Source organism: Nostoc sp., from assembly GCF_036917095.1.
GTDB lineage: Bacteria > Cyanobacteriota > Cyanobacteriia > Cyanobacteriales > Nostocaceae > Nostoc.
In genome coordinates, this window is record NZ_JBALFH010000055.1 from 113991 (window position 1) to 132041 (window position 18051).

11 protein-coding genes are annotated in these 18051 nt (G+C 42.9%); 4 read left to right on the top strand and 7 right to left on the bottom strand.

Annotated elements, in window-relative coordinates; genetic code table 11:
- Positions 1 to 543 precede the first annotated feature (543 nt).
- The 3 genes from V7L01_RS32720 to V7L01_RS32730 form a co-directional block, all read right to left on the bottom strand.
- Positions 544 to 2148, bottom strand: coding sequence for a serine/threonine-protein kinase (locus tag V7L01_RS32720; RefSeq protein ID WP_335042434.1), 1605 nt, complete (start codon positions 2146 to 2148; stop codon positions 544 to 546).
- A 403-nt stretch (positions 2149 to 2551) separates the two neighbouring features.
- On the bottom strand, positions 2552 to 3382 hold the full coding sequence (locus tag V7L01_RS32725; RefSeq protein ID WP_335042436.1) for a phytoene/squalene synthase family protein: 831 nt from the start codon (positions 3380 to 3382) through the stop codon (positions 2552 to 2554).
- Between the two features lie 1190 nt (positions 3383 to 4572).
- On the bottom strand, positions 4573 to 6102 hold the full coding sequence (locus tag V7L01_RS32730; protein WP_335042438.1) for an FAD-dependent oxidoreductase: 1530 nt from the start codon (positions 6100 to 6102) through the stop codon (positions 4573 to 4575).
- A 519-nt stretch (positions 6103 to 6621) separates the two neighbouring features.
- Between V7L01_RS32730 and V7L01_RS32735 the strand changes: the two genes are divergently transcribed.
- The 4 genes from V7L01_RS32735 (at position 6622) to V7L01_RS32750 (ending at position 12067) form a co-directional block, all read left to right on the top strand.
- Positions 6622 to 7059, top strand: a complete 438-nt coding sequence (locus V7L01_RS32735; RefSeq protein ID WP_335042441.1) for a hypothetical protein — start codon at positions 6622 to 6624, stop codon at positions 7057 to 7059.
- Between the two features lie 29 nt (positions 7060 to 7088).
- On the top strand, positions 7089 to 7484 hold the full coding sequence (locus tag V7L01_RS32740) for an alpha/beta fold hydrolase (protein WP_335042443.1): 396 nt from the start codon (positions 7089 to 7091) through the stop codon (positions 7482 to 7484).
- 65 nt (positions 7485 to 7549) lie between these two features.
- Complete coding sequence (locus tag V7L01_RS32745) at positions 7550 to 7885, top strand: DUF5110 domain-containing protein (protein ID WP_335042446.1); 336 nt, start codon at positions 7550 to 7552, stop codon at positions 7883 to 7885.
- Positions 7886 to 8110: 225 nt separating this feature from the next.
- Positions 8111 to 12067, top strand: a complete 3957-nt coding sequence (locus V7L01_RS32750) for a PAS domain S-box protein (protein WP_442937061.1) — start codon at positions 8111 to 8113, stop codon at positions 12065 to 12067.
- Between the two features lie 204 nt (positions 12068 to 12271).
- Here V7L01_RS32750 and V7L01_RS32755 read toward each other — a convergent pair whose 3' ends face one another.
- From V7L01_RS32755 to V7L01_RS32770, 4 genes are all read right to left on the bottom strand, one after another.
- The gene (locus V7L01_RS32755; protein WP_335042449.1) at positions 12272 to 13345 is read right to left on the bottom strand and encodes a TIGR03032 family protein; all 1074 of its coding nucleotides are present in this window, start codon (positions 13343 to 13345) and stop codon (positions 12272 to 12274) included.
- Positions 13346 to 13470: 125 nt separating this feature from the next.
- Positions 13471 to 14832, bottom strand: a complete 1362-nt coding sequence (gene ovoA / locus V7L01_RS32760; RefSeq protein WP_335042451.1) for a 5-histidylcysteine sulfoxide synthase — start codon at positions 14830 to 14832, stop codon at positions 13471 to 13473.
- A 354-nt stretch (positions 14833 to 15186) separates the two neighbouring features.
- Positions 15187 to 17343: a polyribonucleotide nucleotidyltransferase gene (locus tag V7L01_RS32765; RefSeq protein ID WP_335042453.1), complete on the bottom strand. Its 2157-nt coding sequence runs from the start codon at positions 17341 to 17343 to the stop codon at positions 15187 to 15189.
- 101 nt (positions 17344 to 17444) lie between these two features.
- Complete coding sequence (locus V7L01_RS32770) at positions 17445 to 17990, bottom strand: GNAT family N-acetyltransferase (protein WP_335042455.1); 546 nt, start codon at positions 17988 to 17990, stop codon at positions 17445 to 17447.
- Between the last annotated feature and the right edge of the window lie 61 nt (positions 17991 to 18051).

The following is an 18051-nucleotide window of genomic DNA, read 5'->3' on the forward strand; positions in this document are numbered from 1 at the left end:
ATCAAATATAAATACTTTCTGCCTCCTGCCTCTAAACCCGTAGCTTTATACTTAATACAAAAGCAAGCTATGTATATTTATTTAGTTAATTATAAATACATCTGAGTTTTATCGAGAATAATCAGGGCTAATTTTCCAAGCTAGCGAGGAAATATAAGCTTTGTTATTCTTATAAAACAAATGTTTTAAAATATTAAGAAAAATATAAGACCATTTCTTTGTGAGGCTGCGCTAAATCTCCTTGGCTTCTTCTTTGTTTGTGTCCTTTGCGGTAGCCTGCGGCAAGCCGCTTTACGTCTACATTTTTCTTTCTTATGCTTCAGCCCTAATATGATTTAGCGCATCTTCATACAGAATTGATATAACTAATAGATAGTTTAAAAAGCCTAATCTAAATAATCAGTTTCAAGAAAAACTATTCATCCATAAAAATAGCCTAAAATCTAATATCCAAAATTAAGTCACCCAATCTAAAAATCACGCCACTTCGCTTAACTCTCTTCACCAGAGCAAGCAAGTGGCTCCCAAATTGAAACTTTTAACTTACAACAAACCTCGTTTACCATTAGGACGGATGGTCATCCAATTTGTTTTTGCTAGTGCTAGCTGCTCATCAGAAATTTTGGCATTGGTGAGATTAGCACCACACAGATTAGCTCCTCGAAGGTTAGCGTTGCTGAGATAAGCATTGCTGAGGTCTGCACCTCGCAGGTCTGCCCCTTCTAAATCAGCATGGTTAAAGTATGCTTTGCTCAAATTAGCGTCCTTAAGATTTGCTCGAGTGAGACTGGCTCTGCCAAAGTCACTATTGTAGAGATTAGCTCCCTGGAGATTGGTTTTTTGCAATTGAGCGGAATGGAAATTTGTTTGAGATAAGTCAGCACCTTGCAAATTCAGCAAACTTAAATTATGAAGGGCAAAATCCCGTCTTCCCTTCAGATAAGCTGTTAATAAACTTTGGGTATCTAACTTACGTTCAATTTTAGAATTTTGAACTTGCGAACCATTACTGTTGCTGTTAGCTAAAGTGGTTGATTTGGCTATCCCAGAACCCTGGTGTAATCCACCCGCTTCTGCTGCCTTGGCTCGTCTAGCACGAATTGCTGCCGCTACCTGTGCCACTCCTGCACTAGTAACAGCAGTAGAAGGGTTATTAGACAAAACAGCAGAATTTTCCAGGTGGTTGTGTGTTCGCTCTTTAGATCCGCTATCAGATTTAATCAGTAAACCCTTTGCTAAACTATCTAAGTATGGTTCTATTTCCAATGCTCTGAGAACTTCTGCCGCAGACTGATAGCGATTACGTACAGATACGTCTAACATTTTTCGCAATACATTGCTCAAGTGGTCACTCACTTGCACAAGTTGCTCCCACATCATCTCGCCAGTGTTGGGATTGTAATCTAAATCTTTAGGAGTTTTGCTAGTCAATAAATAAATGCATGTCACCCCCAGTGCATAAATATCACTGGCGTAGACTGGCCGCATAGCCATTTGTTCTGGAGGCGCAAAACCTGGAGTCCCAATGGCATATGCAGTTAATGCTGTCTGTCCTGATGGACTTGTCCCACTTTGGCTGATTTGGTTTTTGACGGCACCAAAGTCGATGAGTACCATTCTGGCATCTTGAGTGCGGCGAATTAAGTTGGCTGGCTTGATATCACGGTGAATCACCTTTTGATCGTGGATGTATTGCAACAGTGGCAAAGTCTCGCTCAAAAATTGCTTGACTCCAGTCTCGCTCAAGATGCCGTTAAGTTTGACCTCTTCTTGCAAGGTATCACCACTGATATATTCTTGAACTAAGTAGAATTGTTCATGATCTTCAAAATAGTCTAATAATCTTGGTACTTGGGGATGATTGCCAATCTTACCTAGAGTTTTGGCTTCTCGCTCAAAGAGTTCTCTAGCCATCTGTAAAACGTGGGGGGCGCTTCCTGATGGGCGTAATTGCTTGATTACGCAACTCGGTTCTCCTGGTAGGCCTTGATCGTTGGCTAAGAAGGTTGCTCCAAAGCCACCCTGACCTAATGGTTTGATCACCTGATAGCGATCGCGCAACAGTAGTTGCGAGCCACAAGACTGACACCTTTGGTTATATACCAAATTTTCTGGATTGGGACAGGTAGGATTTAAGCAGTAGCTCATGCACTGTCAACTCGCTGCACGAATAATCACGGTGAGTGTTATACTCTCTTTCAATTATTTAGATATTAATCAACTATTGCCAGGTAATTTTTGCTGGAGATCCTTTGAAGAGTTTCTAAAGTTTACCTAAAATTACGTAAGGCGATCGCCAAAACCAAATGTTTATTATACTTGGGCTGTTAAATAGTATCTAGGCTACTTTATAGCAATTCCTAATTCATAATGATATCCTTCGCGGGCTTGTTAGCGCAGCCTCTCATAGAGAAGAGGCTACGCGATCGCCCTTGGCGTAAGACCGCGCAGCCTCACTGGACTGGTTCTCCTACAGAAAATCGCTGTAGGATTTTGGATGCCCAAATTTGGAGGTAATTTAGAATCATCTCCATTAGTCGTTAAGAGACTATTAGCTGGCTTTCATGTTTACACTAATCATCTGTTCGATAAGTGCAAAAACATCACTGCGGCTAAGTTTCTCTTTACCGCTAGCAAGGGCGTCAAGAGTGCCATTAGCCAAGGTTAAGGGAATTTGGCAAAAATCTAAGGCTGGGCCCGTAGGAAGGTTTTTGGTATAAGCTTCTGCCAGGGCTAGATTGCGCCGCGCATACTCTTGCATATTTTCTGCACTCCAACCCTCTGGGAAAAAGTCTACCCCACGCCCTAAATCTTCAGTATGATTACGCAAGATATTAACTGCTTGTAAACCCCGACCAAACCCAATTGCCTGCATACGGTTAGTTTGCGTTCCATCGTACCAACTCCATAAGTCCGATAGTAACAATCCCACTGCACCTGCAACCCCAAAGGTATAACGATCCAAATCAGATTCTGTGTAAATTTTCCAGTTTCTTTCTGCCCAGTAAGCCATCCGGTCTGCCATTGCAGCAGTGGCATCCCAAATTCGAGGTGCAATGGTATCTGGTGCTAACAGCGACCATTCTCTAATCCTCACAGTGACTTCTTCTAAGGTATTCTCATACCCATTAAATCCTGCAAAGAAAGCATCTGTCGCAAAGCCATCAACTCCTGCCTGTAATGTCAGGCTAATCGTTCTTAACAGCTTTACTTTAGTAGCGTTATCTAATTCGGGATGATCTTCAATTTCATCAATGGCACGCATACACAAATATGCTGATGCTACTGCTTCTTGCAATCCTGGCGGTAAAAGATTAATTGGGATATAAAAAGTTCGGCTAGTTTCTTTAAGGATTTGCAATGCATCTCTACGTAAATTCATGTTTTCACTCCCCGCTTGATTTTACACCACATGAAGTTTGCAGCTTTTTGATGTTACTGGATATAGTTTTGACTAAACCTTAAAAACTATAGACTATAAGATACGCTAGTATTTCATCTAAAAATTAATAGTTTTTGGTGTTGCAATTAACAAAACTCTCAAATTTCTCAAAGTCTAATTTAGTATATAGGGTTTTGGTCGCAAAAATCTGTAGTATGCCGTTTGATATAGCTATCATAAAGTTTTAGTGTATATATAAAGAGTTATGCTAATATTTGGTTGATTAGCGCCAAATTTTTCCATGAGCGGACATCCATTGTCAAGATTTGAAAGTGTTTTAAGTCTGCGTTAATTTGACTAAGAAATTATAATTATTGTATATATAAAGACAATGCAAGAAAAGCTGGTAATGGATAATAGTAAGTGTACGCAGCTTTAGATGCGAACGGTGGCTTATCGAAGAGTTAGGGTAAGTTAAATTAGACATAGAGGGCTGCGATGCCTGCGTTAGGTTACGTCCGCGCTCGATCGGTTACAGTGGGAACCTGCTTACTGTTCAAGGTGACATAAGGTGACCATAACTGAGAATAAGAAGTTCCCGTATATTTACGAGATTGACAATAAAAAAGTGGGCAAACAGCCCACTCAACAAAATATTTATGAATATTTGACCTCTAATATCATGTCCGCTTGATTGCTTATTAAACCCGAAGAACCCCACCTCGCCAAAGCTATGCTTTGTCTGCCCTCCCTACTTGCGGCTACGGTGTACACACAAGTCGGATTACCCCCCTTGTAAAGGCGACCGTGTATATATAAGTCGTCCTCTACCCACATTTTTGTCAAAGTGAAACTGTCACACTCACCGATATCCCGCCCAGAACTGAAGTTCAGCGGCTCATAGCTAAAGTCCACTAAGCGTGGACTAAATGATTAATCCAGTCCACGCTTAGTGGACAGTAGCTCTGAGACTCGGAATTCATTCTGAGGCGGAATAGAAACGCAGTGCGAGATTTATTAACAAAGATATGGCTGCGGTAAGACTTGTGTGTACACCGTAGCTACTTGCGGGGAGGTGAGTAATGACTGGATTAGCATAATTATTTATGCGGACATGATATCACCGATCTCAAATATATGGAAATTTAAGCAGTTCTTTCGAGTCAGAATAAAGCTATAGCCTGCACTTTTTACTTGTTTTCCGCTGATGTCAGCCCATTAATCGCTGGGCCGTTGATTACCTCTCCCTGCGTATCAAACCGCGAACCGTGACAGGGGCAATCCCAGGTGTTTTCTGAGGAATTCCAGGCGACGATACAGTTGAGGTGAGTACAGATTGCAGAATGTTCGTGCAGTATGCCGTTTTCATCTCGGTAAGCTGCGACTTTTGTCAAACCATGCCGCACAACTGCACCTGTACCGGGAGGAACTTTTTCCACGGAATCAACATCGCCTGGTGTCACCCACTCTAAATACTGGGCAGCAACGTTGAGATTTTCAGAGATAAAATCACCTACTCCACCAATTCTCACACGCGATGGGTCATAAAGCTCTGCCCAAGTATTCTTTCGCCCTAAAATCAAGTCAGTTAAGAGTATCCCCGCGATCGTGCCGTGGGTCATTCCTATGCCTGTATCACCGGTGACGATGTAGACGTTTTCTTCATCAAAGGGGTTTTTGCCAATATAGGCAATACCATCATCAGAATTCATTACCTGACCCGACCAACGGAATATAATCTCCTCTGCCATCGGGAAACGTTCTTGCGTCCACGTTTGGAGTTTGGCATACCGTGAAGAGGCATCGTCAGCTTGTCCGGTTTTGTGGTCTTCGCCACCAACAATTAATACATCATATTGTTCGTCAAAGCTTTGTAATCTTACGTAATGGTAAGGGTCGAGGGTATCCCAGTAAAGTGCTTTGGGAACAGAACCACGAGGTACTTTTGCACCGATGACAAAAGTGATGTATGGAGCCTGCTTGAAGTGCATAGTAGCTAAGTTACTGATGGGAGAGTTGGTCGCTACTACCACAGCATCAGCTGTTACAACTTTACCACTGCTTGTCTCAACGCGGGCAGGTAAACCACCTTTGATTTTTTCTACATGCGCCCCCGTATAAATTCTCCCGCCACGGCGTTCAATTGCTTCTGTAAGTCCAGCTAGATACTTAAGCGGGTCAAATTGCCCTTGTTGGGGAAAGCGTAGACACACTCCTGTATCAAAGCCAGTCAACGGTGCTTTCTTTACCATTTCAACATTAGTGAGTCCAACCTGGTGTACTGCTTCTAACTCCTGCTGAATCTCATCTATTGATTTTAGGTCTGGGGGAAAGAGATAGCCGTCAAGTCGCTCAAAGTCACAGTTAATGTTTTCTTGGGTAGCGATCGCCTCTATAGTATTAATTGCTGTTGTATGACTTTGAGCAACCAGTTTTGCGCCCTCTTTACCGTGCATTTGCTCAAGCTCGTGGTAGCGATAAGTCAGCACATTCGATAAGTGTGCCGTTGTTCTTGCCGTTTGACCACCACCAATGGGGCCATCATCTAGCACTACTACTGACTTACCTTCGCGGGTTAACATATAGGCAGTTGACATCCCTGCTATCCCAGCACCGACAACGCACACATCTGCATGAGTATTTTCGGTAAGCAGGGGTTGATCTGGGACTTCTGCCGTTGTCATCCAAATAGAAATAGTTTTACCAGAGTCGTTTCGCATATTTTTTTAGAGTCTCAAGCCTAACTTATTTCTGCTGGAAAGAAGATTATGGAGGTAAGAGTAATGATAAAGTAAGAAGGAAAAACATTTTGATATTTTCCCTTCTATGATTGTGCCTTTATGTGTCTTTCAACCTTGCCACAACCAAGCTAAGATGTTTATTCCAGCTTGTTATTGTATAAGCCTAGACTATTAATTGTAAATAACGTATCTGCATCATGATAGACATAAAAATCTGCTAAATAGGGGATAAAATTATCAATTTTTTGTATAGGTTAAAAAAAATAGATGATTTTGTAAAACTTTTGACTTTGGAGTCGTAATATATTACTAGAAATTACTAAAAAGCAAATCATTATTTTAACTTTTCAAGTTAATCTACGTTAATACAATGCAATTTAGAAAACAAATAAAATTAGAGTTTAAATAATTACTTACAAAATATTCCCCTAGAGAGATGTACATTGTTGCCAATGTAATTAAAAAAATATATTTGTGTTGGCGATGGAGAGTCTAAAAATGGCAGAGCCTGGTAAATTAGGATCTGTAATTAATTGTTTATTAATACTGACATTGTTAGCTTCTTACAGTGGTAAAACGTCCGTAGAAGATATGGACAAAGAAACACAAAATATCTCTTCTTGGCTAGCAACAGCAAATATGGTTGGTGATGCTTGGATACGCGATGTTGTACCAAATAAATATGCTGAACAAACATTGAAAAGAGCCACACAAGAATTAGGAAAAGAAAAAGAGAAAATAGAAAAAATAAAGTTATCTAAAGATGTAACTGAGCGCGATCAATCACTACTATTAGCTGAAGTTCTACAGTTAGCAAATAAAACAGAAGAAATATCTAGAGATGTAGTACAAAAAAATCGTTCAGCGGTACAGCAAAAACTTGGAGAATTAGCAGCAGAAAAGTTGATGTTGAAGCTGAAGCGACACCAGCCTTAGAGTATGATAAATTGATATTGACCTGCACAATGGCAGGTGGAGATTGTAGCGATTTTAACCCAAATCTTCAAGGAAATTTATTGGATCTTCTTTTTCCAGCATCATACTTAGCTATATCTAATAACCGGAAAAATGCAGAAGATTTTTTCAGAAAAACCTTACCCTATCACAGTCAATCAGATGGTTATATAAGGCAATTACAGGCGCACCATGCTCACGATATATGTAATTTATTGCAAGGCATCAAAGCACCTACCTTAATCATGACTGGAGATAGCGATTTGGTAATTCCTCCTGTCAATAGTAATATTTTGAATAACAAAATTTCTGGTTCAGAACTTAAAATTATTAAAGAAGCTGGACATGGGTTGGGTTATAGTCATGTTGCTGAAATTGCAAAAATTATCACTGATTTTTTATCGTAATTCAACGGCATAAAAATAAATGTAGCATCATTGACCCTGGTCTGAAATATGAACCAGTAGAAACAATGCCACTGTATGTCCGTAGCGGTGCGATCGCTCCCATGCAACCTGTTAGACAATACGTCATTCGAGCGCCACTCAATAAGATCCGATTACGGATTTGGTCTAGTAATAACGAATATCAGCTATTTGAAGATGATGGGCAGACAAAGAAGTATCAAGATAAGAATTTTTCGCTAACAAATACAAGGGTATTTACAGAGACAAACCAAACAGTAGTGGAAATTGGAGCAAGAGTTGGGAAATGTACACCTGCACCGCGTGAAGCGATTGTAGAACTTGTTGATGTTGGAGAGCAACGTTTCCAAGATGATGATAAGCGGCATACTCTGCAATTTTGAAATACGAATTGGGTACTTACTAGGAATTGGACTTTGGAAAACTTTTCCCTAGTCCCCAGTCCAACCACGATTATTTCCTACTGTAAATTGTGCAAGAAAAAATATGCATAGAGATAGATGAAAAAAAAGTCAAGGGGTAACATAAAATACAAAAGATATAAATGGTTAAACCGTAAGAGATAAGTAAATTTACTACCCTAGATAGATGCGGTTAGAGAACAATAAATGTTAAATATTAACCGCTTGCGGCTGCAAGATTTATCTAAAATCCCTACAAATTCACTTGTGGCAAAAGTCGCAAGTGCGATCGCTGTTTTTGTTAGCGGCTTGGTACTAGTTGGCTGGTGCTTTGGCATTGAAGTTCTTAAGCGCGGCTTCCCCGGTAGTCCTGCCACAATGAAAGCCAACACAGCGCTGTGTTTTGGGCTGTGTGGTGTGTCGCTGTGGCTATTTGTAAAAGGAGAAGGCAGGGAGGAGCGAACCCAAAGCAAGGGGAACAGAACAATTCAAAATTCTCCCCACAGCACCCTCTCTTCTGCTCTTCTAATTTCCAGGGTCTGTGCAATAGCTGTCACCACAATTGCTGCGCTCACACTTTGTCAATATCTGTTTGGCTGGAATTTCGGCATTGACGAGTTACTGTTTCGTGATTCGCGAACTAGTATAGCGACATCGCATCCGGGGCGAATGGGGGTGAACACAGCACTGAACTTTATACTAGTCAGCGTCCCCCTACAAATTTTGATTCATCCAAAAACCCACCGCAGTTATTGGTATGCCCAGATTATCGCTCTGATCGCTACTTTAATTTCCTTTCAGGCGCTCATGGGCTATGCCTACAAAGTGAAGGTGCTCTACGGACTTGCCCCTTATACAACATCAATGGCGTTACACACGGCGGTGTTGTTCCTCTTACTAAGTATGGGCATTCTCTGGGTGCGGGCAGAACAGGGGTTAATGAGGGTAGTTACAAGTGATACCTACGGCGGCTTACTTGCACGACGTTTATTAATTGCTGCGATCGCAGTACCTTTTGGATTGGGGTGGATAATTGTTGAAGGCCAACGGGCAGGACAATACGATCCGGCGTTTGCAGTATCGGTGTTTGCGATCGTCCTGATTGTAATTTTTACTATTTTAATTTGGCAAAGTGCGGCAGTTATTGAACGTCTCAGCCATCAACGCGATCTTGCCCAAGAAGCGCTAAGAACCTACGAAGCTAAACTAGGAAGTTTCGTAGATGCTAACGTCATCGGCATTCTGTTTGGCGACGTGTATGGCGGTATCCAGCAGGCAAACGACGAATTTCTGAGGATGATTGGTTACACGCGAGAGGATTTGTTAGCAGGTAGGTTAAGTTGGAGCAATATCACACCACCAGAGTATCTATACTTGGATGAGCGAGGTGTCGCCGAAGCACAAGGAAACACCAACGCCGCTTGTACGCCCTACGAAAAAGAATATATTTGTAAGGATGGTAGCCGCATCCCGGTTTTAATTGGTTACGTGCTACTAGGAGAAAACCGGGAAGAGTCAGTAGCCTTTATCCTCGACTTGAGCGAACGCAAGCAAGCACAAGCAGAGCAACAAAAATTAGTCTCGCTGGTAGAAAATAGCTCTGACTTTATTGGCATCGCTACTCTTGAAGGTCAATTACTCTATATAAATGATGCAGGTCAAAAGCTGGTAGGGCTTGCCAGCCTTGATGAAATCAGGCAAAAAGTAGTCTTAGATTACGTCATGCCCAAAGACAAAGCCTATTTTCAAAAATATATACTGCCAACGGTGCTATCAGAAGGGCGCTGGCAGGGAGAGTTCTGCTTTTGCCACCTCCAAACAGGTCAACCGATACCAGTTGATTGCAACATCTTTACTGTTACTGATAACAATACAGGTCAGCCAATTGCCTTAGCAACTGTGACTCGCAACATTAGCGAACAAAAGCAGGCCAAGGAAAAAATCTTACAACTAAACAGGGATCTACAGCGCCGCATTACTGAGTTACAAACTTTGTTGGAGGTAATTCCCATTGGAATTGGCATTGCCGAAGATCCAGAATGCCAAAATATCAAGGTCAACCCTTCTTTTGCCAAGCAGTTGGGAATATCCTCAGATACAAATGCTTCCCTCAACGCTCCCTTAGATGAAAGACCGACAAGCTTTAAAATTTACCGCGAGGGAAGGGAACTGTCAACAGAGGAACTTCCAATGCAGTACTCTGCTGCTCGTGGTGTTGAAGTTCTGGATTGTGAACTTGATGTCGTCCATGAAGATGGAAAAATCGTCAAACTGTTGGAGTACGTTGCACCCTTGTTTGACGAAGAGGGTAAAACCAGAGGCAGCGTTGGTGCATTTTTAGATATTACGGAACGCAAACAGGCAGAGGAAGCACTCCTAAATCAGCAAAAATGGCTGGAGGATGTATTAAATCTGATGCCAAGACCGTTGCTGTTTATCGAACCAGGAACGGCGCGGGTAACTTTTGCCAATCGCTCTGCGAACGAATTAGCTGGGGGTGAATTTCCCAAAGGTATACCCGCTGAAGATTATCACACAGTTTACTACTATACAGATGCAGCTGGCGATCGCATTCCCAATGAGCAAATGCCAGGAGTGCGGGTTGCCCGTGGCGAACGCCTGAATGGATTGGAGGTGGACTGGCACACTCCCACTGGCGTGCGCTCTCTACTAGTATTTGCTGATACCTTGCCAGCAATGCACGGTCATCCGGCTACCTGTATCTTAGTGTTTCAAGAAATCAGCAACCTCAAGGATGCACAAAAAGCCCTCTCATTAAGTTACAAAAGGCTAAAGCTACTATTTGACACAGCCAACGATTTATTATCGAGTCAGCAACCAGTAGTACTAATCGATAGCGTCTACCAAAAACTTTCAGATCAAATTGGTTTAGATATTTACTTTAACTATTTGGTTGAGGATAACTCTCAGGTAATGCGGCTAGAGTCTTACAACGGCTTTTCCCCAGAACTGGCAAACCAAATCAAGTCCTTGGAATTTGGTGAAGCGGTTTGTGGAACTGTCGCCCAAAAGCGTTGTGCAATTGCTCTAGAGAATGTGCAGCAATCCACTGACTCGCAAACAGAATTGATTCGCTCTTTAGGCATTACTGCTTATTATGCATACCCATTGATTGCCCAAGAACGGCTGTTGGGTACTCTTTCTTTTGGCAGTCGTACTCGGTTAAGCTTCACCGATAATCAAAAGGGGATGATGCAAGCAGTATGCGACCAAATCGCGATCGCAATGGAACGGGCTAGTTTAATTGCTTCTTTGCAACAACAAACCGAGCAGTTGCAAGAAGCCAACCGGATGAAGGATGAGTTTCTGGGGGTATTGTCCCACGAATTGCGATCGCCCCTCAATGCCATCCTTGGCTGGGCGCAATTACTGCAACGAAGCAAGCTCAGTGAAACCCTAATGGCTAGGGCTACGGAGACAATTGAGCGCAACGCCAAAGCCCAAACCCAGCTAATTGAAGACCTGCTGGATATATCGCGGATGATTAGAGGGAAGTTACGCCTCAATATCTGTACTTGTAATTTGGTTTCCATAATTGAATCAGCGATCGAGACTGTTAGTCTAGCCGCCCAGTCGAAGGAAATCGATTTAAGATTTTCCCTCACTCCCTCGAAAGAAACGCCAAATTCAGATTTGGGATTAGAAATCAATCGCGAAAATCTAGAATTTCCAGAAGCACAATCCCAAACTAATCAACACTTAGAGGACAGCAAGCTTGGCGAAAATTCTCAATTCTTAGTTTCCGGGGATTTCGATCGCTTGCAGCAAATCATCTGGAATCTGCTATCTAATGCCATTAAATTCACACCCGTAGGAGGACGGGTAGAGGTGCAATTGTCAATAGTCACTGGTCAAGAAAGAGAACAGACAACGGATAAATATGCCCAAATTGAAGTGAGTGACACAGGCATTGGTATCAGTCCAAACTTTCTGCCTTACGTGTTCGATCGCTTTCGTCAAGCTGATAGTTCTAGCACTAGAACCTATGGTGGATTAGGGCTAGGATTAGCGATCGTGCGTCATTTAGTAGAATTACATGGCGGTACTGTCCACGCAAATAGTCCGGGTAAAGAACAAGGAGCGACGTTTACAGTCAAGCTCCCACTTCTGAAGAGTCCCCCCTTTACCCATTCGCCCCTTTAGCGAACTAGGGGGAAATATTCCCGCAACAGATGATGCTAGGGCACAAGATAAGATGCGAGCTATACAAGAAGGTTATCAGATGCATTTAGCTAAACCTATTGAGGCCGAGGAGTTATATCATGTCCGCTTGATTACTTAACGGCAATACGCTTGGGTTAAACTTTGATTTCTCCCCCTGCCTCCCCTGCCTTTTTTTAATTGTTCTCATCCCATCGTTATCACCCGCCGAATTTCGTCGCTGCGAAACCCGATCGCCATTGGACGACGTACCCCCAAAAGTGCCACCACATCGTATAATTCCAGCACCACCCCTTCTATTCGCAGGGAATGGACAATATCGCCGCTTCTTAGATCGATCGCTAGTAATCCACAGCGAGGCTCAACGTTTTTCTGGCGTAATTTCTCATCTAGGGGCAAACCGCTGAAGGTCTTGTTATGCCTGGGTTGGGAAATTCCCACTACTGCAAAGTTGCCATAAAATGCACAACCGCGCAGATATCCCGGACAGAAGGCGACTGGTTCAAATACTCCTCGCTTTAAGTCAGCAAACCCAAACTCTCCCGTGCCTGAGTTGAGCAGCCAGAGTTTGTCTTGATGCCACCGGGGGGAGTGGGGCATAGATAGCCCTTGCAACACGATTTCATTGCTTTCTACGTCAATGACACAGCCGCCATTTGCCCGATGCTCCCGCCAGCCTTCTGCTACGTCCGATTGGCTGACAGCAGTGACGTATTTGGCTTTTCCTGACTGCATTGCCAACCCATTCAAGTGACATCTATCTTCTGCCGCCAGCTTGCTGATAAAAGTTGGTTGCCATAGGGGTACGAAACTGTGGGTTTCGCTGACTGTTCCCAAACAACTAAATAAAGTATTGACAAATAATAATTTCTGTGATTCTAAATCTTTCTCTTCTGCTTTACTCAAAGCGATATCGTGAATATCCAAATCTCCTGTCACATAACTCATCTGGGGCAAATAGAGAGCATCGTAGCCTTGGTGGTTTTGTCCGGGTTGGATAATGTTTTCAAATCGCCACAGTTGGTACAGGGAACTCATGTAGAGGCTGTTGCCATTGGCATACAACCCCATACACCGCTCAAAGCTGCGTTCAAATACAGATAATTTGCCGTTTGGTTGCAAGCCAATGAAGAACAACTTTCCCGCTTGATAGGTAGTAAAGGACAAACTGAGGTTTTGCTCGTACAGCCAAGCGCTAAACTGGCGAGAAGCGTTGATTTCTAGAGATGGTTTGTCAATGGTGCTGTCATTGGGATTCAATTGGCTTAGACTCCTTGATTTAGGCTCATTTTTTTAGTTGGAAGTCCCTTAGCCCTGAGTAATTTGCTTTTAAATGTCTTGAGTTTATTTTGCGATCGCTATATTCAATATTCAATACATTCAGTTCATGACACAGCTTCCAAATCTTGAGCAATTCTAAAACCAGCGTGTTGATAAAAGTAAGGACGAAACCAGTTACGATAGCTTGGTAATGCCATTGAACCATTAGTAGCCCAAGAACCGCCGAGCATCATCTGATGTTTGTCATCAAAAAAGGGTGCTGCTTGGTCTTCGTAAAGGGGGTGAGGTTCAAATCCTGGTAGGGCGTTGAATGTGTCTCCTAACCATTCCCAGACGTTTCCTCTGAGATCGTAAAGTCCAGAAGCACTATTAGCTGCTTTGAACATTCCCACTGGGCTGGGGGAAATGAATTGTAAGTTGAGATTATAGTTGCTTGATAACTGCTTATCCTCAGAGGTAAGTAAGGCTTGATTCCATTCGGCTTCAGTCATCAAGCGCATTTCTGGGGCTTGAGAACGACAAAATGCGATCGCTTCGTAGTAATTGACTTCTACAGGCCAGTCTAGGGGTAAGTCTATTTCGTCGAATGTGGCTCGATAGCGGTAGCCATCTTGGAAGGGTATCCAGAATTTGGGATGCTGGACGTTGTAGAGTTGCTTCCAATTCCAAGATTCACTATCCCAGTAGTCTGGATTATTGTAACCACCAGCTTGAACAAATTTCAGATATTCTCCGTTAGTAATTAGATATTGACTAGCTAAAAATGGTTTCACTTCAACAGTGCGATCGCCATATTCGCTATCCCAACCATAGGTAAGATCGTCCTTGGCTTTTCCTAGTTTCACCACACCACCTGGAACCTGGCGCATTTCATTGTTGGGAATATTACTGTTGCTAGGTGCATAATTCCAGCCTTGGGGACGTTTTAAGCGCTCAATAGGCAATTGACGCACCAGCATCGAAGAGGTTTCAAAGTGAATCCGACTATGTTCTATTCCCATCAACAAAGCCCAGAGGGGATGCTGTTGATGAATCGGGAGATCCAGGGAAGTATTTTGAATAACTTTTGCGATCGCCTCTCGTGCCTTGTCCCGATATTGCCAAACTTTTTCTACATCAGGCCAACTAACCCCCTGGATAGCTTCGTCAAGTTCTGTCGGTGTTTCTGGATCGACTCCGATTTCAAATAGGGTTTCGTATTGTGAATTAATTCGAGTTTTTATTAAACCAACAGCAATTAACTTGTTGATGAAAAAAACTGCTGAGTGGCCAAGATAAAAAATTAGACGGTTTCTTAAAGGATCGGGGTTAAAATAAAAAGTTTCTTCCCCAACCAAACTTTTCATGAGTATTTCTTCAAGTTCCCAAGCATTCTCAAAGTAGTTGAGTAGGCTTTGCGAACTGCAATCATTGAGTGTGGGGACTTGAGTTGATGTCAGTTTATTTATCGTTTGAACTAAAACCATGATATTTTTAACAGAATATTCATAGGACAATTTACATAAACTACGACTTTTTACAAAAAAGTGTTGTTTATCACATTTTTCCTTATGTCGTTATGATCGGGCAATCTGCTAAATTTGTAAATAGATAAAAGGTGTAGTTAAAAATACTCAAATTACGAGTTGTCAAAATAATATAAATAATGTATTCGTAATATATTTATTTTCAAAAAGTATAGGCAAGGTTAAAAAATTTATTAACTGTCTTAGTGGTATCAAGTTAATAGTTTTGCAATTAATTAGAGAAGCATACGGCGATGCCTTCACAGTAGGCATCGCGGATTTTAGATTTTATCTAATCTAAAATCCCAAATCGAGTTACCGATTCACCGCCGCAGCTTCTCTTGCTGCTGCTGCTTGATCTGGATGGATACCCAAGCGGGTGAGATTAATCCGACCTTTGTTATCAATTTCGCGCACTTTGATAATCACTTCATCGCCCACCGCTACTTCATCCTCAACTTTGCCAACGCGGTAGTCAGCTAGTTGTGAGATGTGGATCATCCCTTCTTTTCCAGGCAGAAATTCCACAAATGCACCTATCGGTATAATCCGAGTGATGCGCCCTGCGTAGACATCCCCTTCGTGCAGCTTGCGGGTCATGCCTTGGATGATGTTTCTAGCTCTCTTCGCCTTGTTCTCATCCACAGCGGAAATTGTCACGGTGCCATCATCTTCGATGTCAATTTTTGCACCAGTTTCCTCTGTAATGCCCTTAATAGTCTTGCCTCCAGGCCCGATGACCAGACCAATCATGTCTGAATCAATCTTGATTGTTAACAGACGTGGGGCATAGGGAGAGGTTTCAGTCCGCGGTGTATCAATACAGGCGAGCATTTTCTCCAGAATGTGCAACCGGGCTGCTTTGGCTTGGTGGACGGCTTGGGAAATAACGTCCAACGACAGACCAGGGATTTTCATATCCATTTGCAAGGCGGTAATCCCGGTATCCGTCCCAGCAACTTTGAAGTCCATATCGCCCAAAAAGTCTTCAATGCCCTGAATGTCGGTGAGGATTCGCACTTCATCCCCATCCTTAATCAGCCCCATTGCTGCGCCACTGACGGGTTTGAGAATTGGTACACCAGCATCCATGAGGGCGAGGGTGGAACCGCAGACTGAACCCATTGAGGTGGAACCGTTGGAGGAAAGTACTTCCGATACGATGCGAATCACGTAGGGAAATTGTTCTTTTGAAGGTAACACAGGAATTAGCGATCGCTCTGCTAATGCCCCGTGGCCAATTTCGCGCCTTCCTGGAGAACGCATTGGCTTGGTTTCCCCGACTGAGAACGGCGGGAAGTTGTAATGATGCAGATAACGCTTATGTTGGTCTAGCTGCATATCATCGTTGAGGTTTTGGGCATCCCCAGGTGTACCTAGAGTACAAGTGGATAATACCTGAGTTAGCTCCCGGTTAAATAAACCGCTACCGTGGACTCGTTTTGGTAAGACACCAACTAAACAAGAAACACGACGCACTTCATCGAGTTTACGACCATCAACGCGAACATCATCTTCGATAATTTGCCGCCGCATGAAGTATTTGGTAATATCTTTAAAAGTGTTACCAAGTGCCTTGTTATTTGCAGTTGCAGCAACTCGAATTGGGTCTTCTTCTGGCAGTTCCTTAATCGTCGTGGCAATTTCATCCTTGACGACATCTAAAGCTGCATCGCGTTCGGGTTTGGTGAAAGTAAATTGAGACAGGATTTTCTTAATCTGGCTGCTAGCGCGATCGCGGATATAGTTTTCCAGCGTTTGGTCTACTTCTGGTGGTGCTTCTTGCACTATTACTAGACCCAGTTCTGCTACTAAATCTTGCTGCGCTTTGATTAAGTCCCGCACTGCTTCATAACCAAAGTCAATCGCCTCGATAATATCTCGCTCTGGCAACTGATTGGCTCCCGCCTCCACCATGATCACGCCATGTGGAGAACCTGCTACTACCAGATCCAAGTCTCCGGCTTCAATTTCTGCATAGGTGGGGTTAATAATGAAATCATCTCCCACTAAACCAACCCGTACTGCTGCCATTGGCCCATTAAAAGGAATTTGGGCAATTAGGGTAGCGATTGAAGCGCCTGTAACTGCTAACACATCGGGTGGAACTAACTCGTCCATCGACAGCGTTAAGGCAATAATTTGCAGATCATCCCGTAGCCATGAGGGGAACAGGGGACGCATGGGACGGTCTATAAGACGGCTGGTGAGAATTGTTTTTTCTGGTGGACGGCCTTCTCGGCGCATGATCCCTCCGGGAATCCTACCAGCGGCGTACAGCCTTTCTTCGTAATCTACTGTGAGCGGAAGAAAATCAATGCCTTCTCTGGCTTGCGATCGCGTAGCCGTCACTAAAACGGATGTATCCCCTGATTCTATCAAAACCGACCCACCAGCCTGGGGAGCTAGTAGGCCTACTTTCAGTCGAATATCCCTTCCATCGAAGGATATTGACTTGTCAACTTCTGCCATTCAGTTTTTTTTCCTTCTCTTTCGCTATTCTCTTTCTGTGGCAATCCTAACATTTATGCACTATGACTGACTTCTAGTACATACAAAGATAGATAAGTAGTTCAACCTAAAGGGCGATACATCATCAGTGCATCTACCACTTGTTCATCCCCTAGCTTCGCCGCACGCGGAATGCGCCCAATGATTTCAAATCCTAACGACTGCCAAAGTCTAATTGAAGGTATATTAGTTTCAAAGACCAAATTGAACATTACTGCTTCATAGCCAAGGTTTGCTGCTATCAAGAGCATTGCCTCTCCCATGAACCTCCCGATACCCTGACCGCGTAACTCAGGTTGTACAATAAAACCAGCGTTGCAAATATGGCAACACCGACCGGGGAAGTTTGGTTTTAAATAAAACGCCCCTAATATTTCTTTTGGCTTGTGTGTAGCATCCCGAACAGATGCCCTGACAACAAAGGCATCCTTACTCAACCAGTAAGCTGTAAATTCTGCCTGAGATAGAGCTTGCTTTTGGGGATAAGTTTTACCTTCAATAATTACAACATTGAGTAATGCTCTTACAACCTCCTGTTCTTGAGGATGCATATAATCTAGTTCAACTATTATCCCGCTTTTTAAAACTTGAATAAAGGGAAAATCCATTAATTAATAATGTTTATGCGGATTAATTACTGAGTTATTTATTATATGCAATATTGCCGGA